This is a genomic window from Chryseobacterium sp. NRRL B-14798, assembly GCF_050470705.1.
In the GTDB taxonomy this organism is placed as follows: domain Bacteria; phylum Bacteroidota; class Bacteroidia; order Flavobacteriales; family Weeksellaceae; genus Chryseobacterium; species Chryseobacterium cupriresistens.
Genome location: NZ_JBFLUL010000005.1, coordinates 706111 through 722406, shown reverse-complemented (window position 1 = coordinate 722406; position 16296 = coordinate 706111). Strand labels below are relative to the sequence as shown.

General features: G+C 36.5%; 12 protein-coding genes. 1 reads left to right on the top strand and 11 read right to left on the bottom strand.

What is annotated here, in order from left to right; genetic code table 11:
* Window positions 1-83 precede the first annotated feature (83 nt).
* From AB1278_RS03640 to lpxB, 11 genes are all read right to left on the bottom strand, one after another.
* Entirely contained in the window at window positions 84-3116 is a 3033-nt protein-coding gene (locus AB1278_RS03640; protein WP_343642767.1) for a reprolysin-like metallopeptidase, read from the bottom strand.
* 277 nt (window positions 3117-3393) lie between these two features.
* Complete coding sequence (locus AB1278_RS03635) at window positions 3394-4059, bottom strand: DUF6048 family protein (protein WP_202841497.1); 666 nt, start codon at window positions 4057-4059, stop codon at window positions 3394-3396.
* On the bottom strand, window positions 4025-4501 hold the full coding sequence (locus AB1278_RS03630; protein WP_110008259.1) for a hypothetical protein: 477 nt from the start codon (window positions 4499-4501) through the stop codon (window positions 4025-4027). The genes AB1278_RS03635 and AB1278_RS03630 overlap by 35 nt, the downstream gene beginning before the upstream one ends.
* A 30-nt stretch (window positions 4502-4531) precedes the next feature.
* On the bottom strand, window positions 4532-5944 hold the full coding sequence (rlmD, locus tag AB1278_RS03625; protein ID WP_110008260.1) for a 23S rRNA (uracil(1939)-C(5))-methyltransferase RlmD: 1413 nt from the start codon (window positions 5942-5944) through the stop codon (window positions 4532-4534).
* A 108-nt stretch (window positions 5945-6052) separates the two neighbouring features.
* A complete protein-coding gene (locus AB1278_RS03620) occupies window positions 6053-7594 on the bottom strand; it encodes a TlpA family protein disulfide reductase (protein WP_227944177.1) in 1542 nt (513 codons plus the stop codon).
* A 309-nt stretch (window positions 7595-7903) separates the two neighbouring features.
* Window positions 7904-8671 (bottom strand): succinate dehydrogenase/fumarate reductase iron-sulfur subunit, encoded by a 768-nt coding sequence (locus AB1278_RS03615; RefSeq protein WP_062675785.1) that lies wholly within the window; start codon window positions 8669-8671, stop codon window positions 7904-7906.
* A gap of 24 nt (window positions 8672-8695) precedes the next feature.
* Entirely contained in the window at window positions 8696-10708 is a 2013-nt protein-coding gene (locus AB1278_RS03610) for a fumarate reductase/succinate dehydrogenase flavoprotein subunit (RefSeq protein WP_202841501.1), read from the bottom strand.
* 15 nt (window positions 10709-10723) lie between these two features.
* Window positions 10724-11386, bottom strand: coding sequence for a succinate dehydrogenase cytochrome b subunit (locus tag AB1278_RS03605; protein ID WP_062675783.1), 663 nt, complete (start codon window positions 11384-11386; stop codon window positions 10724-10726).
* Between the two features lie 145 nt (window positions 11387-11531).
* Window positions 11532-13304 (bottom strand): ComEC/Rec2 family competence protein, encoded by a 1773-nt coding sequence (locus tag AB1278_RS03600; RefSeq protein ID WP_202841503.1) that lies wholly within the window; start codon window positions 13302-13304, stop codon window positions 11532-11534.
* Between the two features lie 141 nt (window positions 13305-13445).
* Window positions 13446-14537: a glycoside hydrolase family 99 protein gene (locus AB1278_RS03595; RefSeq protein ID WP_343642782.1), complete on the bottom strand. Its 1092-nt coding sequence runs from the start codon at window positions 14535-14537 to the stop codon at window positions 13446-13448.
* A gap of 41 nt (window positions 14538-14578) precedes the next feature.
* Entirely contained in the window at window positions 14579-15682 is a 1104-nt protein-coding gene (gene lpxB / locus AB1278_RS03590) for a lipid-A-disaccharide synthase (RefSeq protein WP_202841507.1), read from the bottom strand.
* Window positions 15683-15760: 78 nt separating this feature from the next.
* Between lpxB and AB1278_RS03585 the strand changes: the two genes are divergently transcribed.
* On the top strand, window positions 15761-16270 hold the full coding sequence (locus AB1278_RS03585; RefSeq protein ID WP_202841509.1) for a DUF2480 family protein: 510 nt from the start codon (window positions 15761-15763) through the stop codon (window positions 16268-16270).
* Window positions 16271-16296 lie beyond the last annotated feature (26 nt).

Here is a 16296-nt window from a genome sequence, read left to right as displayed (position 1 = left end):
AAAATAACAAATTAACTACTTATGATCTAAATAAAGAAATCCCCGGGAAGTTCCGGGGATTTACTAATATTTAAAGGTTATCTTTATTTCTTGATAAATTTAGATTTGAACTGTTCAATTCCTTTATCATCAATAGTAATTATATAACCACCTTTCACTAAAGCTGAAACATTTACTTTTCCATTATTGATATTTCCTCTGTCTACTAATTGTCCGGCAGCACTATAAATTTTATAAGTTGCTTTATCTGAAACTTTAGTAATATTTAAAACATCAGTTGCAGGATTTGGATAAATCTGAATACCATTATTTTTAACATCGTTTTCAGAAGTAGAAAGGTTACCTGTGATAACTACATTATAATCCTCAACCTCACCATCGAAAAGTTCTCCACAAACATAATCTGAAGGTAATGATAAACCAATGTTACCTCCTCCAGTTCCAGCACCTACATAGAATGCTACAACTCTCATTCTTAATGGCTGTCCTTCTACTGCATTCGCTGGAATTGTAACGTTTCCGCTTACTACAGTTGATGGCTGCGTTAATGTTACAGGATAATTCAATACTCTTTCTGAATCACTGAAAACACCATCTTTGTTAAAGTCTATAAATGCAGCTACCGTATCATAATCAGCACTACCGGAGTTCCCTACAGTAACAGACATAGGGTAAACATTCCCTTTTGTTAAGTTAATTTGAAGTGCTGTATTTGTTGTATAGTTTGTATATGTACTATTTACAGAAGTGTTATTTACATTCGCAAGTGTCACATTGGCAATATACTCATAGTCTGAACTTGTTGAAGCAGCTGCGCAGTAAGCAAGTGCAGGTGTACTGAAGTTTACGGATGTAGAATATGTTCCTACTGTAGTACCACAAACTAAAGCTACCTGAACTTCATACGTTGTACCATCAATTAAGTTACTTAAGTTGATTGAAGGAACTGCTGTATCAGCTTCAGTCCATACAGTTGTACCTACTTTTCTGTAACGTACTTTATAAGTTGCGCCTGTATAAGACATCCAGGATACACTTCCTGAAGACACTGTAATGTTACTTACAACAACGTTAGTTGGAGCAGCACTGCTACAAGCAGATAGAGGTGCAATACTTACAGGTCCTACCGCATAGAAAACATTTCCTATTGAAGAAACTCTTACTTTAATTGTCTGACCGTTCAATGAAGAAGGGAAAGTGAAGTTTTCGGATCCGTCATTAGGTGTTGATGCTGATAATACCGTCCAGGTTGTTCCGTTATCTGTAGTGTAATCAATTTTTACATTAGCAACATTATAAGGAGCTGCATTGGTATTGGCAACAATCCACTGAATTGGCGTTGGCGTATTCACATCAGCATATTGGTTAGCTAATCTGAAAGGACCATTATCTCCTACAACAATAGTCTGAATTTTAAAAGCAGATTGCTGTTGGGCTACATTGGAATTATTATCTCTTACCGTTAATGCAAAATTTGTAGTTCTTGCCTTAGTAGATACAGCTTCCCATGTATTGTTCGCATTATTTAATACTCCGTTCATTACAGAAGTAAATTTCGGGAAGTATCTTGTCGGGCTTGCGTTTGGAGCAGCAGATCTGAATGAAGCTCCTGATGTTGTATTTCCTAAATTATACTTATCAATAGAAACTGAAGCATCATCTACCTCTTCCCAGGAATAAGTCATTGGATCATTTTCAGGATCTGTAGCAGAACCTGTTAAAGCAAAAGCAGTACCTTTAGGTATAGTATATGTTGGAAGATCAGCAATTACAGGTGGATTGTTGGTAATTGTAGTTTCTACATCACAAGTTTTTGCAATTAAATTAGCCTGTACCTGACCGATACTTGCTTTATGGAAATAAGGATCAGAGTTTTGCTGAACATCTGTATCAGGGCCGGTAATACCTGCATATCCCATGATGGTAGTTCCTGAACCTGGTTCCATATTTACCCCGCTTCCTTCAAGATTATGAGAGAAAGTATGGTTAGCTCCTAACTGGTGCCCCATTTCGTGTGCAACATAATCGATATCAAAGGCGTCACCAGACGGAATTCCATTCGCCGGAGAAGTAAATCCTGAACCTTTTCCTTTAGGAACTGCAGTTGTAGGATTGATACATACACACCCGATACATCCGGCGTTTCCTCCACCTCCTGATTTACCGAACAAGTGTCCGATATCATAGTTTTCGTTTCCAACATTGGCTGTCAAAGCTGCTTGCAGCTGTGTGTTCCAAGCCCCTTGTGATCCCGTTGCAGCTGCAGCATATGGATCGGTTGCCGGATCAATATAAATTACATTTGGAAAATTCTGTAAATTCAAATGCAATGCAAAATCTTTCTCAAAAACTCCATTTACTCTGGTTAGCGTGTTATTGATGGCAACCAATGCAGGAGCTCTTTTCTCGGCATCTGTAGCAGTGGCAGGCACGTTTGCAAGTGTCATAAAGTATTGTGTATACTCACCTGTAACAGACATTGCCAGTCTCATTGTTCTGTATTTCTTATCAGAACTTTTGTTAAAAGTTGTTGGCTGATTAGAGAATGACTGCCCATTTTTCAATAAAGCATCTATTTCCTTCTTAGCAGCAGGAGATTCTTCTGTAGAACACAGGAAACCGTTCTTATCCTTTTTTGTTTTAGGATGAACAGCGTAAACCGTTTTGTCTGCTGATGCCGGATCGATAAATTCATATTTATCTCCATGAATAATCATTGACTGAAAATCGTTAGGAGCGATACTGAATCTTAAGTATTTGGTAGGGTCATCGACACTTGTTCCAACATAAGATCCTAATTCATACTTGTCTGCCAGTTCTTTTACAACTACCGGAAAACTGTATACATTAAACCTTTCAATCTTCCCACTCATTGTAGGAAGAGAAATTACTACAGGAGTGGAATTAGCTCCCATTTCCTGTGCATTCTTCAGCTGAGATCTCAGTAAGTTCAGGTCCAGTTTATAGTACCCGTTACCTCTTACATTAGATTGATCTACTCTAAATCCTGTACTTCTTTTGTTGTCGTCTCCTTTTTTAAGAGAAGTAGGTGTCCATTGCCCGAACACTGCCCCTCCTATGCAAGTTAACATTAAAGCAGTAAATACTCTTTTCATAAATTAAAAAACAATTATAATTTCCGCCAAATATAGCTATTTTATAAATCAAACAAATTAAATAACTTAATATTTTTTAATATTATACATCTAAAAAACATATTCATTAAAAAAAACACAAATCAAAGAATATGATTAATTTTATATTCTATATATTGTACAATTCAAGAATTATCATTTATAAAAATTATAAGTAACATTCATTAAAAAAAACACAAACTTTAGGACAATCTAAAGTTTGTGTTTTTTATATTTTAAATGGTAAGAGCAGTTATTTCTAGAACTTATAAGCAATATTCCATGCAAACCCCATATTAAACTTTGAGGAACTTCTTCCAAAGCCGGGAACGATCATTGGAGAAATATCATCCTGTTTGGAAGTGTAAACCATATATCTTGGCTGAAGATTTACATCTATATAAAAATTGGAACTAAACAATTGCACTCTGCCCCCCAATGTACCTTCAAGCCAGAAAGAAGACTGAGAGGATGAAGGAAATGCTTCAGAGGAACTGCTTCCCCCAAATCCGCGAACGGGAATTGCCATATATTCCTGGTTATAGAATGATCCTGCTGCTTTTCCACCAGCATAAAATCCGTTGAATTCATTCTCTGCATCTTTTGCCAGCATATAGAAAGCCCCCAACTTAACGAAGGGACCGCTTGCTTTTGCATCATAACCATTCTTCTGATACACATTCTTTTCAAAACCTGCTTCCGCAATAGCATGCAGATTTCCTTTTATCTTTGACGAAATAAATCCCTGATACAGTTTTCTGTCTGAAAAGAATCCGGCTCCGGTGTTCAGTACATCAAGGCCAACCATAAAATTGGGTTCATATTTCTCATGAACTTTCTTTTCTGCTTCCTTTTTTTTCTCTTGTGCCCAGCTTATTATTCCCAATAAACTAAAAAGAAAGGTAAAGATTAGTCTTGTCTTCATTCTCTATTTGATTTTGCCCGGCTTCCAGTTTCAGAACAGGATTCGGAGTTACTAATTCTGAACTTAAATTCTCATAAGATTTTTTGATTCCGCACCCCGGAGATACATAGGTAGACTTTGTACTATAGCTGATTCTTACATGAGACTCCGGCCCTTTGAATCTGGTTTTGAAATAAACATCCGTATAGGGTGAGTTGTCTACACGTAAAGGAATTAACCTGGAATCAATGTTGGCAAGTTTTCCCAAATCCACCTTTCCTCCGCCATAGTCTACTGATACATACAATGTATCTATGGTTGTATCCTTTCCTTCCGCCAATGTTCTGAAACCTACCTTCATTCTGGGAGTTCCTTCTCCGCTTTCACAGATATCATCATCTCCGCCACAGGAAAAAAGCATCCCTAAAAAGCAGATTGCTATGAGAAATTTAAAGTACTTCATATTAAGATTTGAAATTCAAATTTAAATAATTTATTTTTTAACAAGCAACGCAATGTTCTCGACATGGTGCGTTTGCGGGAACATATCTACCGGTAAGATCTTTACCAAAGTATAATGATCTTTCATCAGGGCAAGATCTCTCGCCTGTGTTGCTGAGTTACAGCTTACATAAACTACTTTTTCAGGTGACAGTTTTAAAATCTGCTCTACAACCTTCTGGTGCATTCCATCTCTTGGAGGATCCGTGATTAACACATCTGCTTTAGGATGATTCGCCATAAATTCATCATTGAAAATATCTTTCATATCTCCACAATAGAACGTTGTGTTTGTCAATCCGTTCAATGCGGCGTGTTCTATAGCTGCGTCTATGGCTTCCTGTACAGATTCTATTCCAATCACCTGTTTTGCATTTCTTGCTACATATTGGGCAATTGTTCCTGTTCCGGTATAAAGGTCATACACTACTTCATCTCCTTTAAGATCTGCAAACTCCAATGTTTTTCTGTATAGCTCCAGTGCCTGTTTGTAGTTGGTCTGAAAGAATGATTTCGGGCCAATCTTAAACTGCAGTCCGTCCATTTCTTCCATAAGGTAACCTTCCCCGAAATATACATTGATATTTAAATCATAAATAGAGTCATTCTGCTTAGGATTAATAGCATATACCAATGTTTTAATCTGCGGGAATTTTTCTAATAAGAATTCAAAAAGTTTTTCTCTGTTTTCTTTTTCTTCTCTGTAAAGCTGGAAAAGAACCATCCATTCTCCTTTAGAGTTCTGTCTCATCATTAAGGTTCTTAAGAATCCTTCCTGATTTCTCACATCAAAAAAGTCAAGGCCAGTATTAACGCCATATTCTTTTACAGCCAGTCTAATGGCATTGGAAGGATCTTCCTGAAGGAAACACTCTTTCAAATCAAGAATCTTGCTCCACATTCCCGGAATATGAAAACCTAAGGCATCTTTGCTCCCGAAATTTTCTTCGGAGCTTATTTCATATTGAGTAAGCCATCTCGCATTGGAGAAGGAAAACTCCATTTTATTTCTGTAAAAATATTGTTCTTCAGATCCTAGAATCGGAACCGTTTCAAAGTCATCAATTCCTCCGATCCTTTTGATATTATTGTAAACTTCTTCCTGTTTAAAATCAAGCTGTTTTTCATAGCTCATATTCTGCCACTTGCATCCTCCGCAAGTACCAAAATGAATACATTTAGGCTCAACTCTGTAAGGTGATTTTTCAAGAACTTCAATGGCTTCGCCTTCATAATATTTTGACTTGGCTTTCTTCACTCTCACATTCACAATATCTCCTGGAATTGCGCCTGTTACCATTACTGTTTTACCTTCCTCTGTTTTTCCTATTGCCACGCCTTTTGCTCCGGCAGTCAACAATTTTATATTTTCAAGAGTCAGATCTCTTTTTTTCTTCCTACTCATTCTAAAATTTTCTATTTTCCTAATTGAAACTTTTACGTTCCAGTTTGCAAAAATACAATAAAAAAAACCTTATCCGAAGATAAGGTTTCTATACAATGTTAAAGTTTATTATTTTGTTGGAGCCGGCTGTGGATTTGCTGGCTGTGGAGCTTGCTGCATTGCAGATGGATCAAGCTGCAGTTGTGGCTGCATTTGCGCATTCGGATCTACTTTCGGAGCAGAAAGACCTGTCAGTTTATCAAGAATTGTCACCAATTCCTGCTCACCAAGGTTCACGAAAGATCTGCTGGCAATTTTACCGTCTTTATCGATGATTACAAAGCAAGGTAATTTGAATCCGTATACGCCATATTTCTTAGCGATATCTGAGTTCAATCCTCCTTCTCCGTAAACATTTACTCCCTGAATTCCTTTTAATAAAGAATTACTTGTTTTAATAAACTGGTCTTTTGTATCATCAACGTTTACAAATACAAAATTCATTTTAGACTTATAGAAGTTTACGACTTCTTTTAATACAGGTACGGTAGCTTCGCTGATGTAAGGGTTCCATGAAGCATAGAAGAACAGCATATAAGGTTTTCCTTTGTTTTCAGAAAGCTTGTAAGCTTTTCCGTCTTGTTTTGCTAAAGCTGCTTCGGGAGCTGCCTCTCCGATTTTAAGTCCTGTAATCGCTACCTGCATTTTTAAAAGGTCGCTTTTAATAGTAGCATCTTTAATATCTGAATCGATGATCTTCTTAATCTTGTCGATATTGGCAGCCGGAGTTGTTGGATGAATATCAGCCTGAGCCATTACAAATGCAAGAAGATAATCTTTTGTTGTTTGAGATAAATCTTTTTTAGTTTTTAAATACTGGGCAAACATCTCAGAAGTTGTAATACCTGTTTTTCCTTTGCTGTTTGCTTCAGCATATTTCTGGAAATCAGGAGTCATTTTTACCAGCAGATACTGTCTGTAAAGAGGAATAGTTTTCACCATCGCTTCTTTGTCTGTTTCTAACTGGGTTTCATAATCTTTAAAAGCTTTAGATGATTTGTAAGAAGGGTTTCCGGACATAGGACCGTGAGACATTTCATAGTTGGCAAGCAAATTAAGAATGGTTACTTTCACATCATTTTTTTTCCACTCTAGTAATCCTTTGCTTGGATTATTTTTCTTAGCAAGGTCATCCACGTTTTTATTAATATCCGCTTCAATTTTATGCATTCCTTTCAAAAATGCAGCTTCATCTCCTGCCATCAAAGCGCCTAAGTTAACTTTATTACCATACTCAGCTAAAAACTTCTGAGAAGCTGTAAGGAAATCATTATTCTTTTTAGCATCTCCGGTAATCACATATTCATTTGGGAAGGTAGCTCCGTTTCCTGAGATATTCACTTTTTGTCCTCCTTCAAGATAAATCAGGCTTTGTCTGCCTGCATAGTTGATTACGTACATCCCATCCTTAGGAGCATCAAAACTTCCTGAAAAGTTTCCGTCTTTATCGAGACCTATATTAATTAAAGGCAGGGTTCCTACTCCTGAAGCTTCTACAAATTCAATTCTTTCCAATGGTGAGCTTCCGGTAATTTTTCCTTTTACTTCTACTTTTTTTGAACAAGACATCACAAAGAATGTGATGATAAACAATAAAAGATATTTTTTCATTTCAATTTTTAATATTACACAAAAATACGCTTTTTAGGGCTTGCTAATTCACACTAATTATTTTTTTTAAAAATTTTATTATTACCGTTCAAAAGGGGTATTCCAATTATTGAATGACACCTTTTTGATGGTAAAAAGCATTTGAAAGCTTTTTCATAAAAACGATTCAACTACCTTTCAAATATATAGTTAATAAATAAAGAATGACGAAGATCCGGCCATAAGTTAACAAACTTTAACAGAGTCTTCTTTTTCATAAAAAAATCGCCTCCAAAAATGAAGGCGATTTTCTATGTATTTGAATCAATTCTATCCTTGATCTACAAGAGCAGCCATGTATTCTCTGTTCATTCTTGCAATGTTTTCAAGAGAAATTCCTTTAGGACATTCTACTTCACACGCACCTGTGTTTGAACAGTTACCAAATCCTTCTTCATCCATAGCTTTTACCATGTTCAGAACTCTTCTCTTAGCTTCTACTCTACCTTGTGGAAGTAATGCATACTGAGAAACTTTTGCTCCAACGAATAACATTGCAGATCCGTTTTTACATGTCGCTACACAAGCTCCACATCCAATACAAGCTGCAGCATCCATTGCTTTGTCTGCATCTTCTTTCGGAACAGGAATAGCGTTAGCATCCAGTGTATTACCGGAAGTGTTCACAGAAATGAAACCTCCTGCTGCCATTACTCTGTCGAATGCGCTTCTGTCTACCATCAAGTCTTTGATAACAGGGAAAGCAGCACTTCTCCAAGGTTCAATAACGATAGTCTCTCCATCTTTGAACATTCTCATGTGAAGCTGACAAGTTGTGATACCTGTATCAGGTCCGTGAGCTCTACCATTGATGTAAAGAGAACACATACCGCAGATTCCCTCACGACAGTCGTGGTCGAAAGCGATTGGTTCTTTTCCTTCGTTAATTAAATTTTCGTTCAGGATATCTAACATCTCTAAAAATGAAGAGTCTGTAGATACATCTGATATTTTATAGGTCTCAAACTGACCTTTAGTTTTACTATTTTTTTGTCTCCAAATTTTCAGCGTAAGATGTAAGCCTTTTTTTGCACTCATAATGTTATATTTATAGGTTGGAGATTATTTATAACTTCTAGTTTTAACCTCGATGTTCTCGTAGATCAGTTCTTCTTTATGCAACACTTCCGCGTTGATATCGTCTCCCTGATATTCCCAAGCTCCGACGTATTTGTAGTTTACGTCGTCTCTTTCCGCTTCTCCGTCAGGAGTTGAATGATCTTCACGGAAATGTCCACCACAAGATTCGTTTCTGTGTAGTGCATCGATAGCCATTAATTGTCCAAGCTCAAGGAAGTCCGCCACTCTGAATGCTTTTTCAAGCTCAGTGTTCATTCCTTCTCCTTCTCCCGGAACTTTTACATTTTTCCAGAAGTTATTTCTTACTTCTTCAATTTCCTTGATCGCTTCTCTTAACCCTTCAGGAGTTCTTCCCATTCCTACTTTATTCCACATAATGTTTCCTAACTGCTTGTGGAAATAGTCTACAGAATGAGTTCCTTTATTGTTTAAGAAGAAATTAATTTTCTCTTTAATTCCTTTTTCAGCCTCGTCAAATGCTGCTGAATTGGTAGGAATAGTTCCTGTTCTGATATCTGCAGAAAGGTAATCTGCAATCGTGTAAGGAAGTACAAAATATCCATCAGCAAGACCCTGCATCAAAGCAGAAGCACCCAGTCTGTTTGCCCCGTGATCTGAGAAGTTAGCCTCACCGATTACGAAACATCCAGGGATCGTAGACTGAAGATTATAATCAACCCATACACCACCCATTGTATAGTGAACCGCAGGATAGATCTTCATTGGAGTTTTGTAAGGATCATCAGCTGTAATTTTTTCGTACATTACGAATAAGTTACCATACTTCTCCTCAACCCACTTTTTACCAAGATCATAGATCTGCTGATCTGTAGGATTATGAATATGTTTTTCGATAGCGGCTTCTTTACCTTTTTTCATGATCTCTGTAGAGAAATCAAGGTAAACACCTTCTTTAGTATCATTATTTTCAATTCCGTATCCGGCATCACATCTTTCCTTAGCAGCTCTGGAAGCTACGTCTCTAGGTACAAGGTTACCGAATGCAGGATATCTTCTTTCCAGATAATAATCTCTATCTTCTTCTTTAATATTTTCAGGTCTTAATTTACCTTCTCTGATCGCTACTGAATCTTCAATTTTCTTAGGAACCCAGATTCTTCCTGAGTTTCTTAATGATTCAGACATCAAAGTCAGTTTAGACTGCTGTGTTCCGTGAACTGGGATACAAGTAGGGTGAATCTGTACGTAGCATGGGTTTGCGAAGTAAGCTCCTTTCTTGTGAATTTTCCATGCTGCAGAAACGTTCGATCCCATTGCATTGGTAGAAAGGAAATATACGTTTCCGTATCCTCCTGAAGCAATTACTACTGCGTGAGCAGAGTGTCTTTCAATTTCTCCTGTTACAAGGTTTCTTGCAATAATTCCTCTTGCTTTTCCGTCAACAATAACAAGATCCAACATCTCATGACGGTTGTACATCTTAATTCTTCCTTTACCGATCTGACGGCTCATTGCAGAATAAGCACCTAATAATAACTGCTGTCCGGTTTGTCCTTTTGCGTAGAAAGTTCTTTTTACCTGAACCCCACCAAATGAACGGTTATCCAGCTGACCACCGTAATCTCTTCCGAAAGGAACCCCCTGGGAAACACACTGGTCAATAATATTTGCAGAAACTTCAGCTAATCTGTAAACGTTAGCTTCTCTTGCTCTATAGTCACCACCTTTGATGGTATCGTAGAATAATCTGTAAGTAGAGTCACCATCTCCCTGGTAATTCTTAGCTGCGTTGATCCCTCCCTGAGCTGCAATCGAGTGAGCTCTTCTTGGAGAATCCTGGTAGCAGAACGCTTTTACGTTGTATCCTTGCTCAGCTAATGTAGCTGCAGCAGAACCTCCTGCCAAACCTGTACCTACAACAATAATATCAATCTTATCTCTGTTGTTTGGTGCAACAAGGTTCATATGGTCTTTATGATTTTTCCACTTGTCTTTAAGAGGACCCGCTGGAATTCTTGAATCTAATTTACTCATATTAGTATATTGATATTATTGAGTTATAAAATGGAAAACTGCTACGATGATGAATCCTGCAGGAATAAGGATGGAATACCATTTCCCGAAAGCTTTGATCACCGGCGTATATTTTGGATGTCTGGCACCGATAGACTGGAATGAAGACTGGAATCCGTGAGCTAAGTGTAATCCTAACAAAACAAAAGAGATTACATATAAAGCCACTCTCCAAAGATCAGCAAACTTTTCATGGAGCTCAGGCCAGAAACGTTCTGCATCAGGAGTCAATCCTTCTACATACTTGTAATTCATTTCGTGTAGCCAGAAATCATATAAGTGAAGCGCCAAGAAAGCTAAAATAACAGCTCCTGAAATAATCATATTTCTGGACATCCATGAAGAATTCACAGATGCGTTGTTTGCTGCATACTTTACCGGACGCGCTTTATTATTCTTGATCTCCAATACAAATCCCATTACAAAATGGAAAATTACTGCAAAACCAAGAATAGGCTGCATTAAGAACTGCACAAAAGGATTATAGCCCATAAAGTCAGATGCTGTATTGAATGCATCCTTGTTTAGAACTGATAACAAATTGGTTGTCAAATGCAGTATAAGAAAAATCAGCAAAAACAGAGCTGATAATGCCATAGCGTATTTTCTACCTATCGTAGAACTCGTTAAACCTGCCATATAAGTTTAAATTTGAATTTCCACAAAATTAAGAAAGTTTAACAATATCGAAAAGTGAGAAATCTCACAAATAGACAGTTTGTAATCTTTCTAAATAAGATTTTCACCCGTTATAAATACAGGAAAATGGCTAAATTCAGAACCGTCATTTCAGATCATAAGTCTTATCTCTGAAAACTACTTTTTGAATGGAGGGTGACAAGGTTTTTATCTCAAAATGGTCTACTCTTCTGGATGCACAATATGGGTTGATTATATACTGCAAAACCTCCGTCTTATTTTTCATATCCGAAATCCAGAAACATACTCTGCTACCATTTTTTACTGAAAAAACGATGCTTTTATTAAAATGATAAACCAATATCTCTTCTTTCTGATGTTCAAAAGCCGTGATTCCGCTTCTTATAATCAGAAAGAGTAAAACTGCGGTCACCAAACTCATTCTATTTTTCACATTGAATTTCAGAATAGCCGGCCTTAACCAATATACAAACACCGATGCAGATATCACTTCTATTCCACTCATTGGAATATTTTCAAAGAAAAGAAAATCAACCTCAGCAAACCAATGGATCATCTTCAGCAGAACCTGAATAACTTCATCATACACTCTGTTTATAAGATCAAAATCAATTCCCAAAGAAATAAGACCGGTCATTACAAATGAAAAGACAATGATAATTTCAGAAAAAGGAACAATGACTACATTGGCAATAATTGATATGAATGAAAACTGGTGAAAATAACAGAGCACCAGAGGAAGTGTTGCCAACTGTGCTGATAAAGAAAGTGTAATGGTGTTATACAAAAGTTTTTTAATATCATTATCCTGTTTTGGAAAGCATTTCAGCAATGGCTGATTCAACCAGTAAATTCCCAAAACAGCCAGAAAGCTAAGCTGAAAACCCACATCAAAAAGCTGCTGGGTATCTCCAATCAGAATAAAAAAAGCAGACAAGGCCAGTGAATGAAGAAGATCCGGCTTTCGTTGAAGCAAAACGAAAATAAAATAAACACTCAACATGATGCATGACCGCAATACTGAATTACCCAATCCGATAAAAGCGGCAAACAAGCAGATGAAAATCAAACTGAGAATGACCGCGTATTTTCTGAGTTTTAAGGTTGTAAAACGAGTCAGTAAAAAATAAAAAATCCCAAAAACAACCACAATATGAGTCCCGGAAATGGCCAGAAAATGAACCAATCCTGACCTATTAAAATCTCTGACAGTGCCTGCATCAATTTCTGTTCTATCCGCCAGAATAATACCTTTTAGAAATTCTTTAGTTTTTTCTGAAATTGCTGTTTTATCTATTTTTCTAAGAACCTCAAACCTGTATTGTTTAAGCCGGTCTGCCCATGTTAAATCATTCCGTTCCGCAGAAAAAATTCCTTCTGAAATATAAATCTGGTAATGAATATGTTTCCTTTTGAGGTATTGGGCATAATCGAACTGAAAATCATATGTTGGCGCCTGAGGTTGCGTAATATAAGCCTCAGCTTTGTAGTAGTGAATAAAATCAAGTTCTTTCCTGTCTTTTGGAACATAAAAAATTGAATTGAAAGATGTACTCCCCTTCCGGGTTATTCCTTCATATTTTCTATACTTTTCAGAAGAATTTAATTTCTGAGAGATCTTAAATGTAACTGTTTCATGTTTCTTTATCAGAAGCTTATCGTCTGACAAAGAGGTATTATAAAAATGGAGGATAATGCCTGCTCCAAACAATAGGAGCATCAGTAAAACAGTTTTGGCTTTATGCAGAAAATAAGAATGAAAGCAGATTAAAACAAGCAGAACCAAACAAGTTCCAACAACCCCATCAATAAAATATTCTGCCAATGCTATTTTATCCTGAAAAAGAATTCCAAGAATAAAACATACTGCCAGAATAAGAAGAGGCTGCTTGTTCAATTTCCATTAATTATCCTTTTAAAATAAGTGATTAAAGGAGAATTTATAAACTCTTAAAGAACTAAATAAGCGCTCTGTCTTCATTAAAAATGTCAACAGAACGCTTTATTTTTTGTTTTAAAAATTAAGTTTGAAAGTATATTATTTCTTTTTCAGAAATTTATACGTCAAACGCTTCGTTTCTTTTATATAAAATAAAGGATCTTTACCGTAATCTTCATATTTGAAATCACCTGCTTTTTTAGGAACAGCAGGCTCTATTTGTGTCCCTTCATGCCATTCATTGAATGAGGTAATTCCGATAAAATCCGGTTTTACCCTGATGGCTGCATCAAACATCTTCTCATAATATTTTCCCTTGTCTCTGCTTTTGAAATTAGCTTCATTCCATGGGCGGATTCTTGTATCGGAATAACCAGGACCTACACAAGGAATAAAAATCAAATGATGATCTTTAGCAAATTTGGCCATAAAATCCCAGTTGTCTGTTGTACTTCCATACACAAACCCTTCACTGGCAAAATAAGTGTAGAAACCGTCAAAACCGGATTTATTAAAGAATTTAGCATCATCTTTCTCCACCCAAAGCCCGATATAAAGAGCATCTAAATCTGTGTTTCTAACTGTTTCCTCACCATTTTTGGATAATATTTTCATCCATTCTTCTTTGGGGATTTTATAACTGTCATAGACATAAAACAAAGGCTTCCCTTCTTTTTTATAGAAAGCATGATGATGAGAGTAGGTTTTTACCAGATAAGAAAGTTGTTCTTTTAATTCTGATGTATTTTTATAGAACGGCTCAATATGAAAGGCAATTTTTAAATCAAAGTGATCTGCAATATCCAGATATTTGATAAGACTTTTATCTGTGAACGAATCTTTTCCCAGCCAGCTTACCACAACCACTCCCACTCCGGAGTCCTTAATCATTTTCATATGCTGTTCAATGATTTTTGTATCATTCGAGCTATAATTTCCAAGTGCCGGGTAAAAATTAGCACCAATATCATCTCCTCCTGTGTGATGGCCCATATTATTCCACTTCGGGTTGCTCCAGTGGGGAAGGATTTCATGGTTCCAGTGCTGATAACTTCCGTCCGTTGCAGGATTTCCGTACCAGCCGTAATAAAATATCTGGACTTTATCTCTTTCATCATTCTGCTGAGCAAAACTGTTTGAGAAAAATAATGTAAACGTTAATAATAGAAGAAAACGGTTAAAATAATTCATAGTTACAATGTAGATTAAATTCTCAAAAGATTTGATAAAGACTATACTTTCAATATCACCTCAGCAGCATGCTCACTTGCGCCTTTTCCACCGAGCTTTTCTCTCAGAAGGTTATAGTCATTCAGAACCTGTTCTCTTTTCTCTCCAGCTATGATTTTATTCAGTTCTTCTACCAGATTTTTAGTATTCAGATCATTCTGAATCAATTCTTTTACGACTTCTCTGTCCATAATCAGATTAACCAGAGAAATATAATTGATATTTTTCACCAATCTTTTAGCAATAGCATAGGAAATTTTACTTCCACGATAACAGACTACTTCAGGGATATTCAGCAAAGCTGTTTCCAGTGTTGCAGTTCCGGAAGTCACAAGAGCCGCCTTCGAGCATCTTAGCAGATCATAAGTTTTATTGGAAACAAAATGAACATTATCATCTACATATTTCTGATAAAATTCTTTTGGTAAACTTGGCGCTCCGGCAATGACAAACTGGTAATTTTTAAAATATGATCTTACGGAAAGCATGATTTCAAGCATTTTTTCCACCTCCTGTTCTCTGGAACCGGGCAGCAATGCTATGATTTCTTTTTCGTTCAATCCATGCTCCGACTTGAATTTTTCAATACTGATTTCCTGCAGATCCGAAATAGCATCCAGCAAAGGATGACCTACAAAATGAGAGTGAACGCCGTGTTTTCTGTAAAAATCTTCTTCAAAAGGAAGAATCACCATCATTTCATCCACATACTTTTTGATAATTTCTACGCGGCCTTCTTTCCATGCCCAAAGCTGTGGAGAAATATAATAAACAACTTTAATTCCCAACTCTTTGGCAAATCTTGCAATTCTCAGATTGAATCCCGGATAATCTACCAGAATCAGGATATCAGGTCTGTTTTTCTGAATATCCTCTTTACAGAATTTAATATTATTCAGAATAGTACGGAGGTTCATCACAACTTCCAGAAATCCCATAAAAGCAAGGTCACGGTAATGTTTTACCAGAGTTCCTCCCTGAGCTTTCATCAGGTCGCCACCCCAAAATCTGAATTCCGCTTGGGGATCCTTGTGTTTTAAGGCTTTCATCAGGTTGCTTCCATGCAAATCACCGGAAGCTTCTCCTGCAATAATATAATACTTCATTTCTATAGTAAGGATAGAGAACAAATTAAGACAGATATGATCTTAATTCGTAAATTTGTTCAAAGATAATGATAAAAAATGTCAGAAGAATTTGAAATCCGGAATAAAGTTGCAGAAAGCGGCCTTATCAATTTTGACCTTACCACTTTACTGCCAAAAGGGGAAAGAAAAGGTATTGATCTTAAAGATTTCCTTTTTCAGGAAATGATCCTTAAAGAAAAGGATTTCCGTGAAAAGGTAGATGCAATCGATACGGAACAATATAAAGATACTTATATATACATCTACAATTCTGTAGATACCATTATTCCTCTTTGGGCTTATTTTGTCTTAACTGCAAAACTTACAGATGTAGCTAAGAAAATAGTGTTTGGAAGCCGTGAAGACCTGGAAGTTATTTTAATGCATAATGCCATCCAGACTCATGATTTTGAGGAAATGAGAGGAAAGAGAGTCCTTGTAAAAGGATGTTCAGATAAAGAAATTCCCGAAAATGCTTATATTGAATTGGTAGAACAATTAAAGCCAATGGTAAAATCCCTGATGTTCGGAGAAGCATGTTCTAATGTTCCTATTATCAAAAATTAAAGGCTGCTGAAGCCTTCCTTAAACTT

Excerpts from the sequence above, each read along its gene's own strand:
- AB1278_RS03640 (WP_343642767.1), bottom strand. The coding sequence starts at position 3,116 with ATGAAAAGAGTATTTACTGCTTTAATGTTAACTTGCATAGGAGGGGCA.
- rlmD (WP_110008260.1), bottom strand. The coding sequence starts at position 5,944 with ATGAGTAGGAAGAAAAAAAGAGATCTGACTCTTGAAAATATAAAATTG.
- AB1278_RS03585 (WP_202841509.1), top strand. The coding sequence starts at position 15,761 with ATGTCAGAAGAATTTGAAATCCGGAATAAAGTTGCAGAAAGCGGCCTT.
- AB1278_RS03630 (WP_110008259.1), bottom strand. The coding sequence starts at position 4,501 with ATGAAGTACTTTAAATTTCTCATAGCAATCTGCTTTTTAGGGATGCTT.
- AB1278_RS03615 (WP_062675785.1), bottom strand. The coding sequence starts at position 8,671 with ATGAGTGCAAAAAAAGGCTTACATCTTACGCTGAAAATTTGGAGACAA.
- AB1278_RS03620 (WP_227944177.1), bottom strand. The coding sequence starts at position 7,594 with ATGAAAAAATATCTTTTATTGTTTATCATCACATTCTTTGTGATGTCT.
- AB1278_RS03605 (WP_062675783.1), bottom strand. The coding sequence starts at position 11,386 with ATGGCAGGTTTAACGAGTTCTACGATAGGTAGAAAATACGCTATGGCA.
- lpxB (WP_202841507.1), bottom strand. The coding sequence starts at position 15,682 with ATGAAGTATTATATTATTGCAGGAGAAGCTTCCGGTGATTTGCATGGA.
- AB1278_RS03595 (WP_343642782.1), bottom strand. The coding sequence starts at position 14,537 with ATGAATTATTTTAACCGTTTTCTTCTATTATTAACGTTTACATTATTT.
- AB1278_RS03610 (WP_202841501.1), bottom strand. The coding sequence starts at position 10,708 with ATGAGTAAATTAGATTCAAGAATTCCAGCGGGTCCTCTTAAAGACAAG.
- AB1278_RS03635 (WP_202841497.1), bottom strand. The coding sequence starts at position 4,059 with ATGAAGACAAGACTAATCTTTACCTTTCTTTTTAGTTTATTGGGAATA.